This window comes from Psychromonas arctica DSM 14288 (assembly GCF_000482725.1).
Classification (GTDB): domain Bacteria; phylum Pseudomonadota; class Gammaproteobacteria; order Enterobacterales; family Psychromonadaceae; genus Psychromonas; species Psychromonas arctica.
The window spans coordinates 63,277-80,071 of record NZ_AXWP01000037.1; the positions used below are offsets into that span (position 1 = coordinate 63,277).

The window sequence follows — 16,795 nt, forward strand, 5'->3', positions numbered from 1 at the left end:
AAAATGGCAAAAGAATATAGCCGTGCTTCTCGAGTTTCTCAGCAAGTACAAAAAGAACTTGCTCGAATCTTACAACAAGAAGTGAAAGATCCACGCATTGGAATGGTGACTATTTCTGGTGTTGATATTACTCGTGACCTTGCTTATGCAACGGTATACGTAACCTTTTTTACTATTGGTGAACAGACAAACGATGAATCATTAAAGGGCTTAAATGCTGCTGCTGGTTATATTCGTCGTTTACTTGGTAAGGCAATGAAATTACGTATTGTTCCTGAAGTACGTTTTTGCTTTGACGAAACACTAACTGAAGGTTTACGTATTTCTGAATTAGTAAGCGGTGCAGTAAAAAATGATAAAGTTAAGCTTAAAGAAGCTGGCCGTGAAGAAGACGAGCTAGAAGCAACAGAAGAAGAGGAAGCGAAGTAATGGCAAAACGTGGAAAGGGTCGCCCGATCAATGGCATCGTATTATTAGATAAACCTACGGACATCAGTTCCAATCATGCATTACAACGTGTTAAACGTATCTTCTTTGCACAAAAAGCAGGGCATACTGGTGCATTAGATCCATTAGCAACCGGTATGCTGCCTGTTTGTTTAGGTGAAGCAACTAAGTTCTCGCAGTTTTTATTAGATTCAGATAAACGTTATACCGTGACCGCTACATTAGGCATTCGCACCGATACCAGTGACTCGCAAGGTGATGTGGTATGTGAAAAACCAGTTTCGGTAACGCAACAACAACTCGATACTGCATTAGATACTTTTCGCGGCGATATCATGCAAGTTCCTTCAATGTATTCAGCATTGAAATTTGAAGGAAAGCCATTATATAAGTACGCACGTGAAGGTATTACGATTGACAGGCCTGCTCGTCCTATTACTGTTTATGAAATTAATCAGCTACGTTTCGAAGAAAATGAAATTGATCTTGATATTCATGTTAGTAAAGGTACCTATATTAGAACAATTGTAGATGACCTAGGCGAATTATTAGGTTGTGGCGCACATGTGTCGATGTTACGCCGTACACAGGTTGCAGACTATCCTTATGAACGCATGATCACTATTGACGAGCTAGAAGCGTTAATTGTAAAAGCAAAAACAGAAGATATTAGTCCTTACGATCTGCTTGACCCTCTTTTGCTAGAGATGGATACAGCCGTTAAAAACTATCCTGAAGTGAATATTTCTGATGAAATGGGCGCTTATGTTTTGCATGGCCAACCGGTACAAGTATTTGGTGCGCCAGATAATACGATTGTTAGGATCACTGTCGGTGAACAGCATACTTTCATTGGTGTTGGTGAAATGAACGATGATGGCTTAATTGCACCGAAACGTTTAGCAAATTTAGATCTTTAAAATAAAGCTGAGGTTTTTAAATAGAGCTCAGCGTTTTAAATGAAATTTATATTGAAATAGATTGGCATAGTTAAGATGACTAAAATAGATTTTTCTCAAATAAATAAAACTGCCGCTGACTCTTTTAATCAGCAGCGTAGTGTAATTAAACGCCTTGCTAAGGGCAAAACAGTACTTTGCGAGCAATGCCAGCAACCGTTAACGTTGACTGTCATCAGTGAAGGCGAAAGTGGTGTGCAATGCAGTAAAGGTTGTACCCAGATAAATTTAGAACTCGATAGTTAATCGGTCGAAAAAGGTAGGTTTTATGAGCTCAGAATTATATTTTATTTACGACTCTCATTGCCCATGGAGTTATGCCGCAACACCTTTAGTTGTTGCTTTAACTGAAGCGTTTCCTGAGATGGAATTACATGCTTGGCATTGTGCTAATTACGATGGTGGTAATAGTGTTGGTTTTAATACCATTAAATCGGTTGAGAGAGAAAGTGATGTGACTTTTTCACAGGAATATGTGCGTTTTGCGGATAGCCCTAAAAATAGTATCATCAGCGCGAATCTATTAACTTGGGTTGCAACTAAACAGTCAGATAAGTTTTTGCCGGTTTTAGAAGCTTTACAACATGAACATTTTGTTAACGGTAATTCTTTAGGCAAAAAGATAGATTTCAACGAGTTAGCTGAAGATCTTAAACTATCAATTCCAAACAAAGTTTTTAAAGAAGAATTAAGCAAAGATGCGATGTTTGTACAATCTGAAATTAGTGATTTACAAGCTTTTATGGGGACCGCTGCTTTCCCCGCATTACTGTTAGTACACAATGACAATGCGGTCTTATTGAATCATGCTCAATACATTGGCGCACCTGAAAGTATTGTAGCGGATGTACAAAAACAACTACAAGACTAAACCTGCTATTATTTTATAGTTAATCTACTGGTTTTTGAATTGAAGTAATAAGTGAAATAATGGATATCATTATTTCACTTTCTCCTTAATTCTTTTTTGATAATAGTTCTTTCCTCCATTTATTTCACAACTAATAAGTTGTACGGTGCAATGATATAATCCACTATTTCATTTTTAATCGTAAATTTCTCTATTGATAACAGTTCTTTCCTGTACTTATTGCACTCCTGATAAGCTATGCGCATACTAGAATTCCTTTTAATATGTGTATTGAGAATCGAATATGGCTGATAGTTTTTTACTTTTTGATATTGAGCAAAAAGATCAGTTAGCTGAGCATTTGTTGCCTTTTTTTAAACAAGCCATTTTACCTCGATCTTGGGAAGAAGGTGATGTCCACTTTAGCGCAGATAGTCGTGTTTATGCTTATCTCAACGATCAACAAACACCAGCTGTTATAGAGGCAGCGATAGAAGGGGGGTGGCATCTTGCTATTTTACCCCACCCTGACTCTCGTTATGCGAAACGTGGATTTTGTGCTCATCGTAACCTCGAAAAAGCGATTCAAGAAGCGGAGCTAAGTAGTCCTGAACAAGTTGATATTGTTCGTTGTAATGGCAATATATTACTTTCATCATTGGTGATCGGCGAGAGTTTTAGTTTATTACCTAGCGCTAAAATATTAGATCTAGTCGAAAGGGCTAAGTTGGCTTGGCATAATGCCAGTAAAATTCGCCAAGCGTGCCCTCAAAAAATAATTTTTAATACTGAAAATGAAAGCAAGATCACTACTGCTGCTTTAGGTGTTGTTGTCGTTGGTCATGTCCATGGTTCATGGTTAGCTAGACGCATATTACCCAATAGCCATATTAACGATGGTATGTGTCATGCCATGATCATTGCTCCACGCAGCATCATGGAATTATTACGCTTTTTTGTTGTATCAACATTAGGCAGACATTACAGCTTGCCAAGCTTCTTAGGATTAATAAAAACCAAGCAATTAGAGATTTCTAATGGCGAACAATTAACTTATCAGTTGGATGGACAAGAGCAACAAACCGAATCATTGTCGGTGACCATTGATCATCATGTGTTGACCCTATTAGTAGGTGAAGAATTGCCGATCATCGATACCTCCAGTGCGCAAAAAGAACAAATTAAAATTGAAAGATTACCTGCGGGTGAGGCGGTAATGGAAATGGTTGCTAAGCCGTTAGCTTTTGTTGGGCATGCGGCAACAGACGAATTCAAAGACTTATATCAATTGCTACGCGATAATGCGACTGCAACATCTGCTTTTTTAACGTTAATGGCATTATCTACATTATTAGCAAGTGTAGGGCTATTTGCAAGTTCAGCACCTGTAATTATTGGTGCAATGATCCTTGCCCCGCTTATGGCACCTATTATTTCATTATCAATGGCCTTAGCAAGACAAGACCCTTCTTTATTAACAGCAAGTGCAACGACTTTATGTATTGGCATGTTGGTTTCTCTTGGTTTTTCTTCTTTTGCTAGTTTTATTATTCCGATGGAAATAGTGACTCCTGAAATTGCTGCAAGGTTAAGCCCAAGTTTACTTGATTTAGGCGTTGCTGTTATTTCTGGTATTGCTGGTGCCTATGCACATGCTCGTGTCGATGCAGCTAAAAGTTTAGCCGGTGTCGCTATTGCCGTAGCACTCGTTCCACCTTTAGCCGTTACTGGGATTGGTATTGGTTGGGTAGACTTTCATGTTGCCTGGGGCGCATTATTGTTATTTCTAACTAACTTGGCTGGTATCGTTTTCGCTGCTGCTTTGACCTTTTTAGCGTTAGGATTTGCGCCATTTACACGCGCAAAAAAAGGCTTGATGATTGCTTTCATCGGTGTTGCGCTTGTCTCAATTCCACTGGTCTTTAGTTTCATACGTTTATCCGATGAAGCCGCCATTATGCAGCAACTTGAGGGTAAAAAAATAGGTGAAGTAGTGATTAGAGAAGTGCACGCAAGGGCACTTGAACCAGTAGAAATATCGGTTAAATTAATGACCCCAACGACCTTAACCTCAGAAAAATTAGATACGATTAAACAAAGCATTGAATCACAGCTGCAACAAAAAGTGATCCTTGAAGCACAAGTTATTATTCGTCGATGAGTGTTTATTAAAAATAGCTTCCTATTCACCTAAAGTGGCTGGTTGGAGATTACTGACCTGCCATTGATTTTTTTATCACCAATGGGTTGAAAATGCTATGCTTACTCTTTTCTTAATTACTCACTGCGTATTGTTTTATGTATCAACTTCGTCCTTATCAACAAGATGCTGTTAATGCCACACTGCATTATTTTCGTCGTCATAGTTCGCCTGCCGTTTTAGCGCTTTCAACTGGTGCGGGTAAAAGCCTGATCATCGCTGAGCTTGCTCGAATAGCCAAAGGCAGAGTGTTAGTACTTGCTCACGTTAAAGAATTAGTTGAACAAAATCATGCTAAATATGAAAGTTATGGCGTAAAAGCATCTATTTTTTCTGCAGGATTAGGACGTAAAGAGACATCGCAACAAGTCGTCTTTGCCTCGGTGCAGTCAATTGTCAATAACCTTGACCTGTTTGCTGATGCTTTTTCACTGTTAGTGATAGATGAGTGTCATCGTGTCCCTATGCAAGGTGATTCTAGTTACCAAAAAGTGATTAAACACTTACAGGCTATCAACCCAAATTTAAAGGTTTTAGGTCTAACGGCAACACCTTATCGCCTAGGTTTAGGTTGGATATATCAATATCATACCCGTGGCCAAGTGCGCAGTGAAGAAGCACGATTTTTCCGTGATTGTATTTTCGATTTGCCTATTCGGTTTTTATTAGACGAACAGTTTTTAACTGAGCCAAAAGTCATGGATATGGCGGTACTCAGTTATGACTTTTCTCAAATATCTGTAGCTAATACTGGAGCTTATCGAGAGTCTGATTTAAATAAAGTAATAGAAAAGTCTGGTCGAGCTACGCCTGAAATTATCAAATCAGTGATTACTCACGCCCAAGACCGTCAAGGTGTGATGATATTTGCCTCTACAGTAAAACATGCACAAGAAATTTTAGGTTATTTAAAAGATCAAAGTGCGGCATTAATTATTGGTGATACAGCCGCTAAAGATCGCGACCAGATCATTCAAGATTTTAAAAATAAAAAAATTAAATATTTAGTTAATGTCTCGGTCTTAACCACTGGTTTTGATGCCCCACACGTTGATTTAATTGCTATTTTGCGCCCCACTGAATCCATTAGTTTATACCAGCAAATAGTCGGGCGAGGGTTGCGTTTATCGGAGGGGAAAAAAGATTGTTTAGTGATGGAGTTTGCTGGCAATTGTTATGACCTGTATCAACCAGAAGTGGGGCAAGAAAAACCAGAAAGTGGCAGTGAAATAGTGAGTATTCCATGTCCAGCTTGCCAGTTTACTAATAACTTTTGGGGCAAGGTGGACCCCGCTGGTTTTGTGATTGAGCATTATGGTCGTAAGTGTCAGGGGTATTCGTTAAAAATTACTGAAGATGATGATGGCAATAAGTTTGAACAACGCATGCATTGTAATTATCGTTTTCGCGCTAAGTTTTGTGACCAATGTGGAATGGACAATGATATTGCAGCACGAGTTTGTGGTCATTGTGAAGCCGTGTTAGTTGACCCCGATAAAAAGTTAAGAGAAGCATTAAAGTTGAAAGATGCGATGATCATTCGTTGCGATGATATGGCACTTACTGCTAGCAAGAATAAACATGGGAAAAACCAATTAAAGGTCACCTATAGCGGCGGTCAAGGACAAATAAGTGAAGTATGGCAATTGACCACTGCAAAGCAAAAAGCGCAATTTTTACAGCGCTTTATCCAACCACACTTAATTGATCGTTTTCGTCCTTTTACTCACTCATCAGTGACCAAAGTGATGCATAATGAACACCGATTACAAGCACCTGAAATAGTCATTGCTAATAAAGTGGGGCGATTTTGGCAAGTAAGAGATAAGTTATTTAATATTGAGCAATTTCCCAAAGCTGTAGAAGTATTAGCTCAGTTGCAACCTGAATAGCGATGGAGAGTTATATTGCCAGCTAAACATAACCAGCTATATAAGCGCTATACACAACTAACATAAATAGTTAACTTGAAACAAAAAATACAAGGACTTAAGAGAATGAATAAAATTTTAATTATAGTGACGGCAATTTTCGTTGTGATAGTAATCGCTTTTTTTGTGCTAGGCGTAATGTCTAAAAGTGGACATGCTCCCGGATTAAAACAAGGGCAATTACAGGCTTGTACTAGTATTGAAAATTGTGTGTTTAGTGAAAATATTGATGGCGCTGAAAATAATATCCAACCTTTTGCTTTTGATGGAGAGAAAGCGGTGTTCCTTACTCAACTAAAAACTAGCGTCGAATCAATGGGCGGAAAAATTGTCGATATTGAAGATGGTTATATTGCGGCGACCTTTACATCTGCTATTTTTGGATTTGTTGATGATTTGGAGTTGAGGGTTAGTGACGATCATTTGTTACATTTCCGCTCTGCATCCCGTGTAGGAAAAAGTGACCTTGGTGCTAATAAAAAACGGGTCGAAGCCCTCAAGCTATTATTACAAAGAGCCTCTAAATAAATGTTAAAAGAATAACTTGATTCAGAAATAACCAATGTTAGTTGCTAACTAGAGTAGTAGAAGATCAGGAATAATAAATGAATAAAAATATTCAACAACTGCTAACGTTAGTGGCTAGCTGTAATGATCAATTAACGGAAAAATATCCGCAACTTTCTACTGCGGTGGGCTTACTAGAGCAAAGTTTACAGGCATCTAATGCAGTGACCATTGATAATGTTAAGCTTAAAAAAAGGTTAATGTTTATTATTCTTGATGCACACCCCGAAATAGTCGGTATTGGTACCGGTCAATCCGGTACTGAAGACTTTACTTTTATTAAGCAAGTTTCACTGACTGAAATATCACAAAGTTTATTGATCGAATTGATAGAGCAGCATATTACAGATTGATAGTTAGGAGGACGATGCCTCCATTGAAAGTAATAGGATTGACAGGAAATGTTTAAACAATATCAAGCTCAGTGTGAAGGTTTTATTGCTGAAAATATGAAAACTGATTTAGCGCATGATCTGTTGCATGTTAAACGTGTGGTTAAGTTAGCAACACTGATAGGGAGGAAAGAGCAGGCGGAATTAAATGTTGTATTACCTGCTGCTTGGTTACACGACTGCGTTAGCTACCCTAAAAATCATCCTCTACGTAGTCAAAGTTCATTACATGCGGCAGATAAAGCCATACAATTTTTAGTAAGTATCGAATATCCAGAACAGTACTTAGATGCTATTCATCATGCAATTGCAGCACATAGCTATAGTGGTGGGCTAATAGCCAATAACCTTGAGGCAAAAATTGTGCAAGATGCTGACAGATTAGATGCGATTGGGGCGATTGGTATTGCGCGCTGTATTCAAGTTAGTAGCCAATTAAAGCGACCGCTATATGCGCCCGAAGATGCATTTGCTGAGCAAAGATCCTTAGATGACCAACGTTTTACACTGGATCATTTTTATAAAAAGTTGTTAAAGCTAGCTTCCTTAATGCATACCCGAACGGCGCAAGAGATTGCAGCGCAGCGGACGCAGTTTATGGAAAGTTATCTGCTGCAGTTAGCTTTAGAAATTTAAAGCATTAATTACCCAGGCACTGGCGATTGGGGTATATTGCTTTACTCTAATCAATTCTATTTTCAACAACATTACCCTAATCAACTCTATCCTAAATAACATTCCCCTCAATAATTTGCTCTAATCAAATTACTTAAAACAAGTGCCTTTTAGCTAATTCAAATATCCTTTAACTAATATAAAGAAATAATTCGCTAACTGTCATATTGATGTTAATAATTAATATTGACAATTTACCTGCCTAGGCAGTATTATTTTTTCTTGCCTAGGCAGGTAATAATCAGGAAATATGCTCACTATGACTCATCAGCTAAACATTAAATCATTAGGTTTACCACTAGCGAAACTGATTGGCTTAGTAAATCAACATAAAGAGCTGTTACTAAATCAATATTTAGCGCCTTTTAATATCAGCTCTGCACAGTTTAAAGTATTAGCTGCAGTGCATTATTATGAGATTAATTCTCCGGCAGAGCTGAGTAAATATCTCACTATTGATGGGGGCTCAATGACCCGAATGGTGAGCCGGTTAGTAAAAAAAGAATTATTAGATAAACAGTCTAACCCTAAAGATAAACGTGCTGTCATACTCCAACTAACCATCGCAGGAAAGGTATTGTTAGATCAATGTGTGGAGTGTCTTGACAATCAAGTGGCTCCCTTATTGACAGGGGACTTATCTGTGCAAGAGATAGAACTGTTGAGTGCGCTTCTAACTCGTTTATTACCACCCCGAGCAACCTAATTATAAGCACAAGCTTGAGTGTTACACTCCTATTTTATTTATCTCCTATAACAACACAGAGTACTAACAAATAAGTGGTAAAGCATGCAGACATCAGAAAAAATAACAGCAAGTGCTATGGGTAATGAGCCCGTTAAAAAAGGTAAGCGCAAAACTTCTTTCTTGATTTTATTTATAGCCTTAGTTGTGATTGGTGCTGCTTGGTTTTTTTATTATGAGGTTTATGCAAAATACTCTGAAGAAACAAACGATGCTTATGTTAATGGCGATTTAGTAGTTATTTCTCCTCAAATTTCAGGCACCGTGAGTAAAGTGGTCGTGGATCAAGGGGATTACGTTAAAAAAGGCCAAGTATTGGTCAGTTTAGACTCCAATGATACACAAATTGCGTTACAGGCTGCGGAAGCTAAATTAGCTAATTCAGTGCGTGAAGTACGTAGCTTATATGCGACCGCTGATAACGCGAAAGCGAGTTTGGAAGCCACTAAGGTAGAGTATAATCAAGCGATTAGTGATTATGAACGACGTCAAAAGCTGGCTAAATCAGGGGCTATTTCACAGGAAAATTTAAATCATTATCAAGATCTGGTTGAAACCACTAAAAGCCAATATCTTGCTTCACAACAAGCGCTTAAAATGGCTATTTCATTAGTTGATAATACCGTGCTGGAAACCCACCCTGCGGTTAAATCAGCAGTGGCTAATTTACGTCAAACTTATTTAAATAACCTACGAGCAGACATTGTTGCTCCAATCAGTGGCTACGTCGCAAAACGCGCAGTGCAATTAGGTAGTCAAGTCCAGCCTGGCACACAGATGATGGTGATTGTCCCATTACACCAAGTGTGGGTGGATGCGAACTTTAAAGAAAGTCAAATGCGCGATATGCGAATTGGACAATTGGTTACATTAACCTCTGACTTGTATGGAGAAGATGTAGAATATAAAGGCGAAATTGAAAGCTTAGGTATTGGGACTGGCAGTGCTTTTTCACTATTACCCGCTCAAAATGCTAGCGGTAACTGGATTAAAATTGTTCAACGGTTACCGGTGAAAATACGCTTATATAAAGATAACCAAGCACAATATCCCTTAAGAATTGGTTTATCAATGTTAGCTAAAGTGGATATTAAAGACACCTCTGGACCATTATTATCGAAAAGTGTGCAGCTGGAAGCGCGCTTTGATACTGATGTTTATCAGAACACGTTGCAAGAGGTTAATCATTTAGTGACCCAAATACTGCATGAGAATGTAGGTATTAATAATATTAACCCTGAATAGGGGCGGTTATGAATGATCAAACCTATACGCCGCCGAGTATTGTCCTAGCAACTATTGCATTGGCTTTAGCCACTTTTATGCAAGTACTGGATAGCACCATTGCTAATGTTGCTTTGCCAACGATTGCTGGAAATTTAGGCGTTAGCTCAGAGCAGAGTACCTGGATCATTACTTCTTTTGCGGTGTGTAATGCTATTGCATTGCCACTCACAGGATGGCTTTCACGTCGTATTGGAGAACTGAAGTTATTTATTATTTCTGTTTCATTGTTTACGTTAACCTCTTTTTTGTGTGGTATCGCCACTAGCATGCCAGAGTTGATTACCTTCAGAGCGTTACAGGGCTTTTTTGCTGGACCAATGTTCCCCATGTGCCAAACGTTATTACTCGCTATCTTTCCTTCGATAAAGCGAGGTGCTGCATTAGCTTTGATTGCGATGGTGACAGTAGTTGCTCCGATAGTAGGGCCGATCACAGGAGGTTGGATCACCGATAATTATTCTTGGCCTTGGATCTTTTTTATTAATATTCCAATCGGTATTTTCTGTTGTGTAGTGGTATGGGAGCAGTTAAAAGATCGAGTAGAAACAACGGCAAAAATGCCCATTGATTATATTGGTATTGCATTGTTAGTGTTAGGGGTTGGTTTATTACAAGTAGTATTAGACTTAGGCAATAATAAAGATTGGTTTGAATCCACACAAATTGTGATCATGAGTATTATTTCTGTTATTGCATTAATCTCATTTGTTATTTGGGAACTGACAGAGAAAAACCCAATTGTAGATTTATATTTATTTAGAGATCGCAATTATACCTTCGGTACCATTGCTTTAGTTTTGAGTTATGCCGCTTTCTTTGCCATCAATATTATATTGCCGCAATGGTTGCAGCTATATATGGGCTACACCTCTATCTGGGCTGGTCTTGCCGCTGCACCGATGGGAGTACTACCTTTAATACTAGCGCCATTAGTAGGGAAATATGCACATAAATCAGACCTAAGATTGCTCGCGAGTATTTCATTTGTAGTTATTGGTATTTCTTGTTTCCTACGCGCTAACTTCAATACATTTGTGGACTTTGCTTCAGTGGCCGAAGTGCAATTATTTATGGGGATTGGTATTGCTTTCATGTTTATGCCATTGACCACTATTTTCTTGTCTAACTTAAAAGGTCATCAAATAGCAGATGCTTCCGGTTTAACAACTTTTTTAAGAGTATTAGGTGCGAGTTTTGCGTCTTCATTAACCACTTGGTTTTGGAATCGCCGTGCCGACTACCACCATGCAACTTTGACCGAGCACGTTAGTAATTACCAGTTAGGGGCGATGGATTATTTAGATAAAATGGGAGGCGCGACACAACTTAATTTAGCGTCGGTTAATAACATTGTTACTCAACAATCGTACATGATGTCGATGAATGATTATTTCTACATGTTAGGTTGCTTATTTTTTGTGTTAATAGGATTGATTTGGTTTGCCAAAGGTCCCTTTATAAAGCCAGCGGGAACGACTGCTGCGCCCGCTGGACATTAGCATTAATCGCTAGCTTAAGGGCCGCGTTCATTGATAAAAATGAGAAGAGGATACTGCACTCTTTAATTATCTTTAGCGGATTATATTGTTATTGAATGGGCATAAATAATGTTTAAGGTGATTATTTTATTGAAAGTATTCACTGCAATTTAGTGCTTTTCAATAGTCATAAATTATGTAACTGTATCTTATTAATATACTTTATGAATAAAAAATAATAACACAGCCGGATATTTTACAGGGATCCCTCATGACCGAATTAGAACAACAATTAGCTTTCATCATCGAAATAGACAAGCTAAAAGCGGTATATCGCCAAACCACGGTCAAAGAAGATAAAGACCGTCATGAAAATAGTGCTGAACATAGTTGGCATATCACCCTTACGGCTCAGTTATTACAAGGTTATGCAGAGCAACCTATCAATATGACGCGTGTCATTAAGATGTTATTAATTCACGATGTGATTGAAATTGATGCCGGTGATTTATTTGCTTTTGCAGAAACTAAAGATCATAAACAACAAGCAATAAAAGAGCAGAAAGCCGCACATCGTTTATTTGGTTTATTGCCTAAAGCACAATTTGAGGAATACCAAACACTGTGGTTAGAGTTTGAAGCCGCGGATACCAATGATGCACAGTTTGCAAAATCAATGGATAGAATTTTGCCGTTAGTACAAAATATGAATAATCAAGGTGGTAGCTGGGCTAAACACAAAATTAGCCAATCACAGGTACTAGTGCGTAATAAACATTTACAAACTATAGCACCTAAATTATGGCAATATGTCGTCGCGCAAACAGAGCTTGCAGTGACCAAGGGATGGTTACTTTAAACTTGTTCATTGAAGATTCGGTTTTAACGTTTTGTCGATTGGAGTTACTGCTTTAACTTTTGTGAATAAGCCTTCCTAAATAAAGGTCTACATAAACGTCTGCATATAGCCTTAAGCTGCCAATTGAATAACGTTGCTGGTTAAGGCTATTTGTATTTTTAAATAACTCCTATTTATCAATACTCTCTGTTTATAAATACTTTCTGTTTATAAACAATGTAACTCTATAAATGAACTCTGCTTATCAATAAACCATTCATCAAAAAATTCAAGCGGCCCCTGCTTTTCCTTAGTATTTGTAACAAAAATTGTAAAAAATCACATTATTTTTGTTCGCTTTTTAGCTGTACTATTTTATCTATTCAGTCCTTTCAATAGTAGCTTTCAAGCGGTGCTAGATGTATTGTGACTAGCTAATAGTTATCAATTAAATAGCTGTCACAGGTTTGATTAAAATGAATGCGATAAAGAGAGATGATATGAGTAATAAAGTAGATTCTGTTATACCTACTGCCCCGATTAAACCCTACGTACACGACACTCACGGACATAAACGTAAAGATAATTATTTTTGGTTACGTGATGATAAGCGAGAAGACCCTGAGGTACTGGCTTATTTAGAAGAAGAAAATAACTATACAGAACAACAAATGGCTCCTTTATCTTCATTGCAACAAGCGTTGTATGATGAAATGGTCGCAAGACAAGAGCCTGAAATAGAATCCGTTCCATATTTTAAAAAAGGTTTTTGGTATATTTCTCGTTACGATCAAGGTAAGGATTATAGCGTTTATACACGCCGTCAAGGAACCTTAGAAGCGACCGAAGAAGTTTTTTTTGATTGTAATGAGCGAGCACAAGGTTTTGCCTACTATCAATTAGGTGCACTTGCTTTATCGCCTAATTCAATGCTTTTGGCTTTCAGTGAAGATACGGTTAGCCGTCGTCAATATACTTTACATTTTAAAGATCTGCGCACTAATGAGATATTTGCAGATAGCATTGAAGATGTGACTGATGTAGTTTGGGCAAACGATAACAAAACGGTTTTTTATGTAAAACAACATACGCAAACATTATTGTCATATCAGGTATATCGTCATACCTTAGGAGAGCCTACTGCGAACGATGTTCTGATCTACGAAGAAAGTGATGATACTTTTTCTCTGGGTTTATATAAAACACGATCAGAAGAATATTTAGTGATTTGTGCTGATAGCACAATGACTTCTGAATGTTTGATCATCGACGCAAACCAACCATATAAAGATTTTAAATGTTTCTCACCAAGACAAAGAGACCATGAATACAGTGTGGATCATTTCCAAGGTAAATTCTTTATACTGAGTAATCACAGTGGTAAGAACTTTGCTTTACACACAATAACGGCACAATTGGACGAGTTACAAATGGTCCAGCCTGAACACTGGCAAACACTCGTAGCAGCGAGAGAATCTATTTTGTTGGAAGGTTATGAGTTAATGCAGGACTGGTTAATTGTTGAAGAACGTGGACTAGGTTTGCCGGTATTACGTCAAATCAATTTTAAAACCGGTGAGTCTCGTGCACTGACTTTCCATGATCCCGTTTACACTGTGTTTAGCCATCATAATCCACAGCCTGCGACGAGTAAATTTCGTTATCAATATACCTCTTTTACAACACCTTCTACCGTCTACGAATTAGACCTAGATAGTGGTAAAATTATACAACTAAAACAAAGCCAAGTGATGGGGAATTTCGATAGTGAAGATTATCAAAGTGAACGTGTTTGGGTAACCGCAAGAGATGGGGCTGAAGTACCTGTTTCATTGGTTTATAAGCGTGAACTATTTAATCATAGTAATCCATTACTTATTTATGCTTACGGCTCCTATGGCCATAGTTTAGATATTGGTTTTAGCTCTGCTAACCTAAGCTTGCTAGATCGTGGTTTTGTTTATGCTGTTGCGCATATTCGAGGTGGTGAAGAGTTAGGGCGAGACTGGTATGAGCAAGGTAAATTATTGCAAAAGAAAAATACCTTTAATGACTTTGTTGATGTGTCGAAGGCTCTGGTTGCAAAAAAATATGGCGCTGAAGATAACGTATTTGCAATGGGAGGGAGTGCTGGTGGTTTATTAATGGGGGCTGTTATTAACCAAGCTCCTGAATTATATCGCGGCGTGGTTGCTGCTGTGCCCTTTGTGGATGTTGTTTCAACGATGTTAGATGATTCAATTCCATTAACTACGGGGGAATATGATGAATGGGGTAATCCAAATGATCCTGAATTTTATCATTATATGCTTGAATATAGCCCCTATGATCAAGTTAAAGCCAAAGCTTATCCGAATATGCTAGTTACCACGGGATTGCATGACTCTCAGGTTCAATATTGGGAACCTGCAAAATGGGTTGCCAAGTTACGCGAGTTAAAGACCGATGATAATCAGCTAATGTTATATACCGATATGGAAGCCGGACACGGTGGTAAATCAGGAAGGTTTAAACATTTTGAAGATACGGCCAGAGAGTTTGCTTTTTTGATTGGCCTAGCGAACTGTTAAACTTTGTTTTGACTTTTAGGTGGTCTTGGATGGCTTACTTAATTAAAAAACTGTGCGACTAATTAATGGATTAACGCTTAGATAACAACTAATAGGTGATAAAAATGTAGCCCGTTTTTATCACTTATTTTTTACACATAATGTTAGCTAAAACTCCTTAATCTATTCATATCAAATTAATACTAAAACACTTCCACTTTTGTACGCCACTTTAGTAAGTAAGTTAGTAAGTTAGTAAATTAAGAGCATGAAAGTAAAGGTATAATTGTTTTGAAAAATAACAAAAAGGGTGAGGTTTTATTGAAAGTGTTCTTTTTTGATACTTACCCCTACGGTTGCTTTAGTCTTGTCGGATTAATTTACAGCCGTAAATGGATAACTTGAAATAAAAATCTATCCAAATATTCGATAACCTTCAATATTAAATGATGAAATAATATTATCTATACTTCTTTATGAGTGCTCTAGTTTAAAAAAGTATTTTTAATACTCATAAAAGAGTAAAGATATTTAGCCATGTTTTTTATATTCTAAGTATTTATTCTTACTCATACTCTTCATTTTTTTATGCATACTCTTTAAGCTTTTATATTTATATTTACTGACGATTTCTTTTACACTTAAAAATATAACTCTATGATCTTATTTTTACATTTGCACTTAATCTTCTTAAAAAACAATTACTTAAATAGTTGGCCTGAAACCTGCAGTGTACTATGCATACAAGTCACATTGACATGTTATTGAGTTTCAACCGATAGATACATGTTTATTTTTACAATAAAGGAATATAAAAATGAAAAAATTATTCGCACTTTTTACTTCTGCCGCACTTTTATTTGTTTCTAGTGTTGCTTCTGCTGTTCCAATTGATGGTTCAATTAAATTTTTTGGTGTTGCTAATACAACGACTGTAGCTGGAGTTGCTACGAAGGTTATATTTACAAATCAATTAGTAGGTGTGTCATCAGGAGATTTTGCTGTAGTGGCTCCTCTTACTGCAGCTGCGTTTACTAACTTAAACCCTGTAGTACCAACAGCTTCTTTATGGTCAGTGGGTGGCTTTACTTTTGACCTTTTGAATGTAATTACTAATACAGTTAGTGGAGCAGGTGCTGTTGAAATCTCTGGTTCTGGTATTGTTAGTGGTAATGGTTATGATGCGACTATATTTAGTTGGTTGTACACAGCACAACAAGGTGCTAACCAAACATTTTCAGCGAGTTCAATTCCAGCGCCTGCAGGTACTGCGTTACTAGGTTTAACATTACTTGCATTTGGTTTGTCTCGTCGTAACAAAAAATCATAATAATTAATTTTAAATAATTATTAAATATAATATTTATTAAGCTCAGGTTAAGTGAAAACTGCCTGAGCTTTTTTGTTTTTTTGAAGGCTATGACTATAGATATTCTGCTTGCGTCTATTTTAGTTATTCATTTTTATACTATGGTTTTATAAATTTCTTTAGTTATCTCCTATTTAGAATTTAAATTACTCAACACGCCCCCCCTGTTATTTATTTATCAAAATACTTTTTTCATCCTCCAAATTTGTAAAAAAATTTAACTTATTACAATATTTATTTTTATACTCAATTGATGGTTTTACCATGATAATATTTCTTTTTTGCTTATTGCTAACTTTGTGTTTTGAGGTTTTTATGGTTAAAAAAGATTCGTTACTACTCTCTTCAAATTATCTTCATATCAACTTACCTTATTAGCGAATTACTTGATCTAGTTATATATACACTTAATATAATCGTAACTACTCAGCACCTAATTCACATTTTTGATAGTTTATAGAAGATCAAAAAGGATCAACTTGATTGATCCTTTTTAGTCGTTACTCTA

15 protein-coding genes are annotated in these 16,795 nt (G+C 37.1%); all 15 read left to right on the forward strand.

Features of this window, described 5'->3' with window-relative positions; all coding sequences use genetic code 11:
- Positions 1 to 3: 3 nt before the first annotated feature.
- The 15 genes from rbfA to H592_RS0106215 all read left to right on the forward strand — a co-directional run bounded on the left by rbfA (position 4) and on the right by H592_RS0106215 (position 16,248).
- On the forward strand, positions 4 to 429 hold the full coding sequence (gene rbfA, locus H592_RS0106140; RefSeq protein WP_028867992.1) for a 30S ribosome-binding factor RbfA: 426 nt from the start codon (positions 4 to 6) through the stop codon (positions 427 to 429).
- Positions 429 to 1,367, forward strand: a complete 939-nt coding sequence (truB, locus tag H592_RS0106145) for a tRNA pseudouridine(55) synthase TruB (protein WP_028867993.1) — start codon at positions 429 to 431, stop codon at positions 1,365 to 1,367. Before rbfA ends, truB begins: the two co-directional genes overlap by 1 nt.
- Positions 1,368 to 1,442: 75 nt before the next feature.
- Positions 1,443 to 1,652, forward strand: a complete 210-nt coding sequence (locus H592_RS0106150; RefSeq protein ID WP_028867994.1) for a hypothetical protein — start codon at positions 1,443 to 1,445, stop codon at positions 1,650 to 1,652.
- A 22-nt stretch (positions 1,653 to 1,674) separates the two neighbouring features.
- Positions 1,675 to 2,277 carry a protein disulfide-isomerase gene (locus H592_RS0106155; protein WP_028867995.1) on the forward strand — a complete coding sequence of 201 codons (603 nt, stop codon included), beginning with the start codon at positions 1,675 to 1,677 and terminating at the stop codon, positions 2,275 to 2,277.
- Between the two features lie 283 nt (positions 2,278 to 2,560).
- The gene (locus H592_RS0106165; protein WP_028867996.1) at positions 2,561 to 4,417 is read left to right on the forward strand and encodes a TIGR00341 family protein; all 1,857 of its coding nucleotides are present in this window, start codon (positions 2,561 to 2,563) and stop codon (positions 4,415 to 4,417) included.
- Positions 4,418 to 4,554: 137 nt separating this feature from the next.
- Positions 4,555 to 6,348: a DNA repair helicase RadD gene (gene radD, locus H592_RS21625; RefSeq protein ID WP_037071101.1), complete on the forward strand. Its 1,794-nt coding sequence runs from the start codon at positions 4,555 to 4,557 to the stop codon at positions 6,346 to 6,348.
- A gap of 105 nt (positions 6,349 to 6,453) precedes the next feature.
- The gene (locus H592_RS0106175) at positions 6,454 to 6,915 is read left to right on the forward strand and encodes a DUF1499 domain-containing protein (RefSeq protein WP_037071103.1); all 462 of its coding nucleotides are present in this window, start codon (positions 6,454 to 6,456) and stop codon (positions 6,913 to 6,915) included.
- Positions 6,916 to 6,992: 77 nt separating this feature from the next.
- Positions 6,993 to 7,307, forward strand: a complete 315-nt coding sequence (locus H592_RS0106180) for a hypothetical protein (protein ID WP_028867998.1) — start codon at positions 6,993 to 6,995, stop codon at positions 7,305 to 7,307.
- Positions 7,308 to 7,355: 48 nt separating this feature from the next.
- Positions 7,356 to 7,982 (forward strand): HD domain-containing protein, encoded by a 627-nt coding sequence (locus H592_RS0106185; RefSeq protein WP_028867999.1) that lies wholly within the window; start codon positions 7,356 to 7,358, stop codon positions 7,980 to 7,982.
- Positions 7,983 to 8,280: 298 nt separating this feature from the next.
- Positions 8,281 to 8,727, forward strand: coding sequence for a MarR family transcriptional regulator (locus tag H592_RS0106190; RefSeq protein WP_028868000.1), 447 nt, complete (start codon positions 8,281 to 8,283; stop codon positions 8,725 to 8,727).
- An 84-nt stretch (positions 8,728 to 8,811) separates the two neighbouring features.
- Entirely contained in the window at positions 8,812 to 10,011 is a 1,200-nt protein-coding gene (locus H592_RS0106195) for an HlyD/EmrA/EmrK family protein (RefSeq protein ID WP_037071104.1), read from the forward strand.
- 8 nt (positions 10,012 to 10,019) lie between these two features.
- Positions 10,020 to 11,552: a DHA2 family efflux MFS transporter permease subunit gene (locus tag H592_RS0106200; RefSeq protein WP_028868002.1), complete on the forward strand. Its 1,533-nt coding sequence runs from the start codon at positions 10,020 to 10,022 to the stop codon at positions 11,550 to 11,552.
- 250 nt (positions 11,553 to 11,802) lie between these two features.
- Positions 11,803 to 12,390, forward strand: coding sequence for an HD domain-containing protein (locus H592_RS0106205; RefSeq protein ID WP_028868003.1), 588 nt, complete (start codon positions 11,803 to 11,805; stop codon positions 12,388 to 12,390).
- Positions 12,391 to 12,869: 479 nt separating this feature from the next.
- Positions 12,870 to 14,939, forward strand: a complete 2,070-nt coding sequence (locus tag H592_RS0106210; protein WP_084296215.1) for a S9 family peptidase — start codon at positions 12,870 to 12,872, stop codon at positions 14,937 to 14,939.
- A gap of 796 nt (positions 14,940 to 15,735) precedes the next feature.
- Entirely contained in the window at positions 15,736 to 16,248 is a 513-nt protein-coding gene (locus H592_RS0106215) for a hypothetical protein (protein ID WP_028868005.1), read from the forward strand.
- The last annotated feature ends 547 nt before the right edge of the window (positions 16,249 to 16,795 follow it).

Coding starts and splice junctions, on each gene's coding strand:
- H592_RS0106190 (WP_028868000.1), top strand. CDS start 8,281: ATGACTCATCAGCTAAACATTAAATCATTAGGTTTACCACTAGCGAAA.
- H592_RS0106195 (WP_037071104.1), top strand. CDS start 8,812: ATGCAGACATCAGAAAAAATAACAGCAAGTGCTATGGGTAATGAGCCC.
- H592_RS0106210 (WP_084296215.1), top strand. CDS start 12,870: ATGAGTAATAAAGTAGATTCTGTTATACCTACTGCCCCGATTAAACCC.
- H592_RS0106175 (WP_037071103.1), top strand. CDS start 6,454: ATGAATAAAATTTTAATTATAGTGACGGCAATTTTCGTTGTGATAGTA.
- rbfA (WP_028867992.1), top strand. CDS start 4: ATGGCAAAAGAATATAGCCGTGCTTCTCGAGTTTCTCAGCAAGTACAA.
- H592_RS0106200 (WP_028868002.1), top strand. CDS start 10,020: ATGAATGATCAAACCTATACGCCGCCGAGTATTGTCCTAGCAACTATT.
- H592_RS0106155 (WP_028867995.1), top strand. CDS start 1,675: ATGAGCTCAGAATTATATTTTATTTACGACTCTCATTGCCCATGGAGT.
- H592_RS0106215 (WP_028868005.1), top strand. CDS start 15,736: ATGAAAAAATTATTCGCACTTTTTACTTCTGCCGCACTTTTATTTGTT.
- truB (WP_028867993.1), top strand. CDS start 429: ATGGCAAAACGTGGAAAGGGTCGCCCGATCAATGGCATCGTATTATTA.
- H592_RS0106165 (WP_028867996.1), top strand. CDS start 2,561: ATGGCTGATAGTTTTTTACTTTTTGATATTGAGCAAAAAGATCAGTTA.
- H592_RS0106205 (WP_028868003.1), top strand. CDS start 11,803: ATGACCGAATTAGAACAACAATTAGCTTTCATCATCGAAATAGACAAG.
- H592_RS0106150 (WP_028867994.1), top strand. CDS start 1,443: ATGACTAAAATAGATTTTTCTCAAATAAATAAAACTGCCGCTGACTCT.
- radD (WP_037071101.1), top strand. CDS start 4,555: ATGTATCAACTTCGTCCTTATCAACAAGATGCTGTTAATGCCACACTG.
- H592_RS0106185 (WP_028867999.1), top strand. CDS start 7,356: ATGTTTAAACAATATCAAGCTCAGTGTGAAGGTTTTATTGCTGAAAAT.
- H592_RS0106180 (WP_028867998.1), top strand. CDS start 6,993: ATGAATAAAAATATTCAACAACTGCTAACGTTAGTGGCTAGCTGTAAT.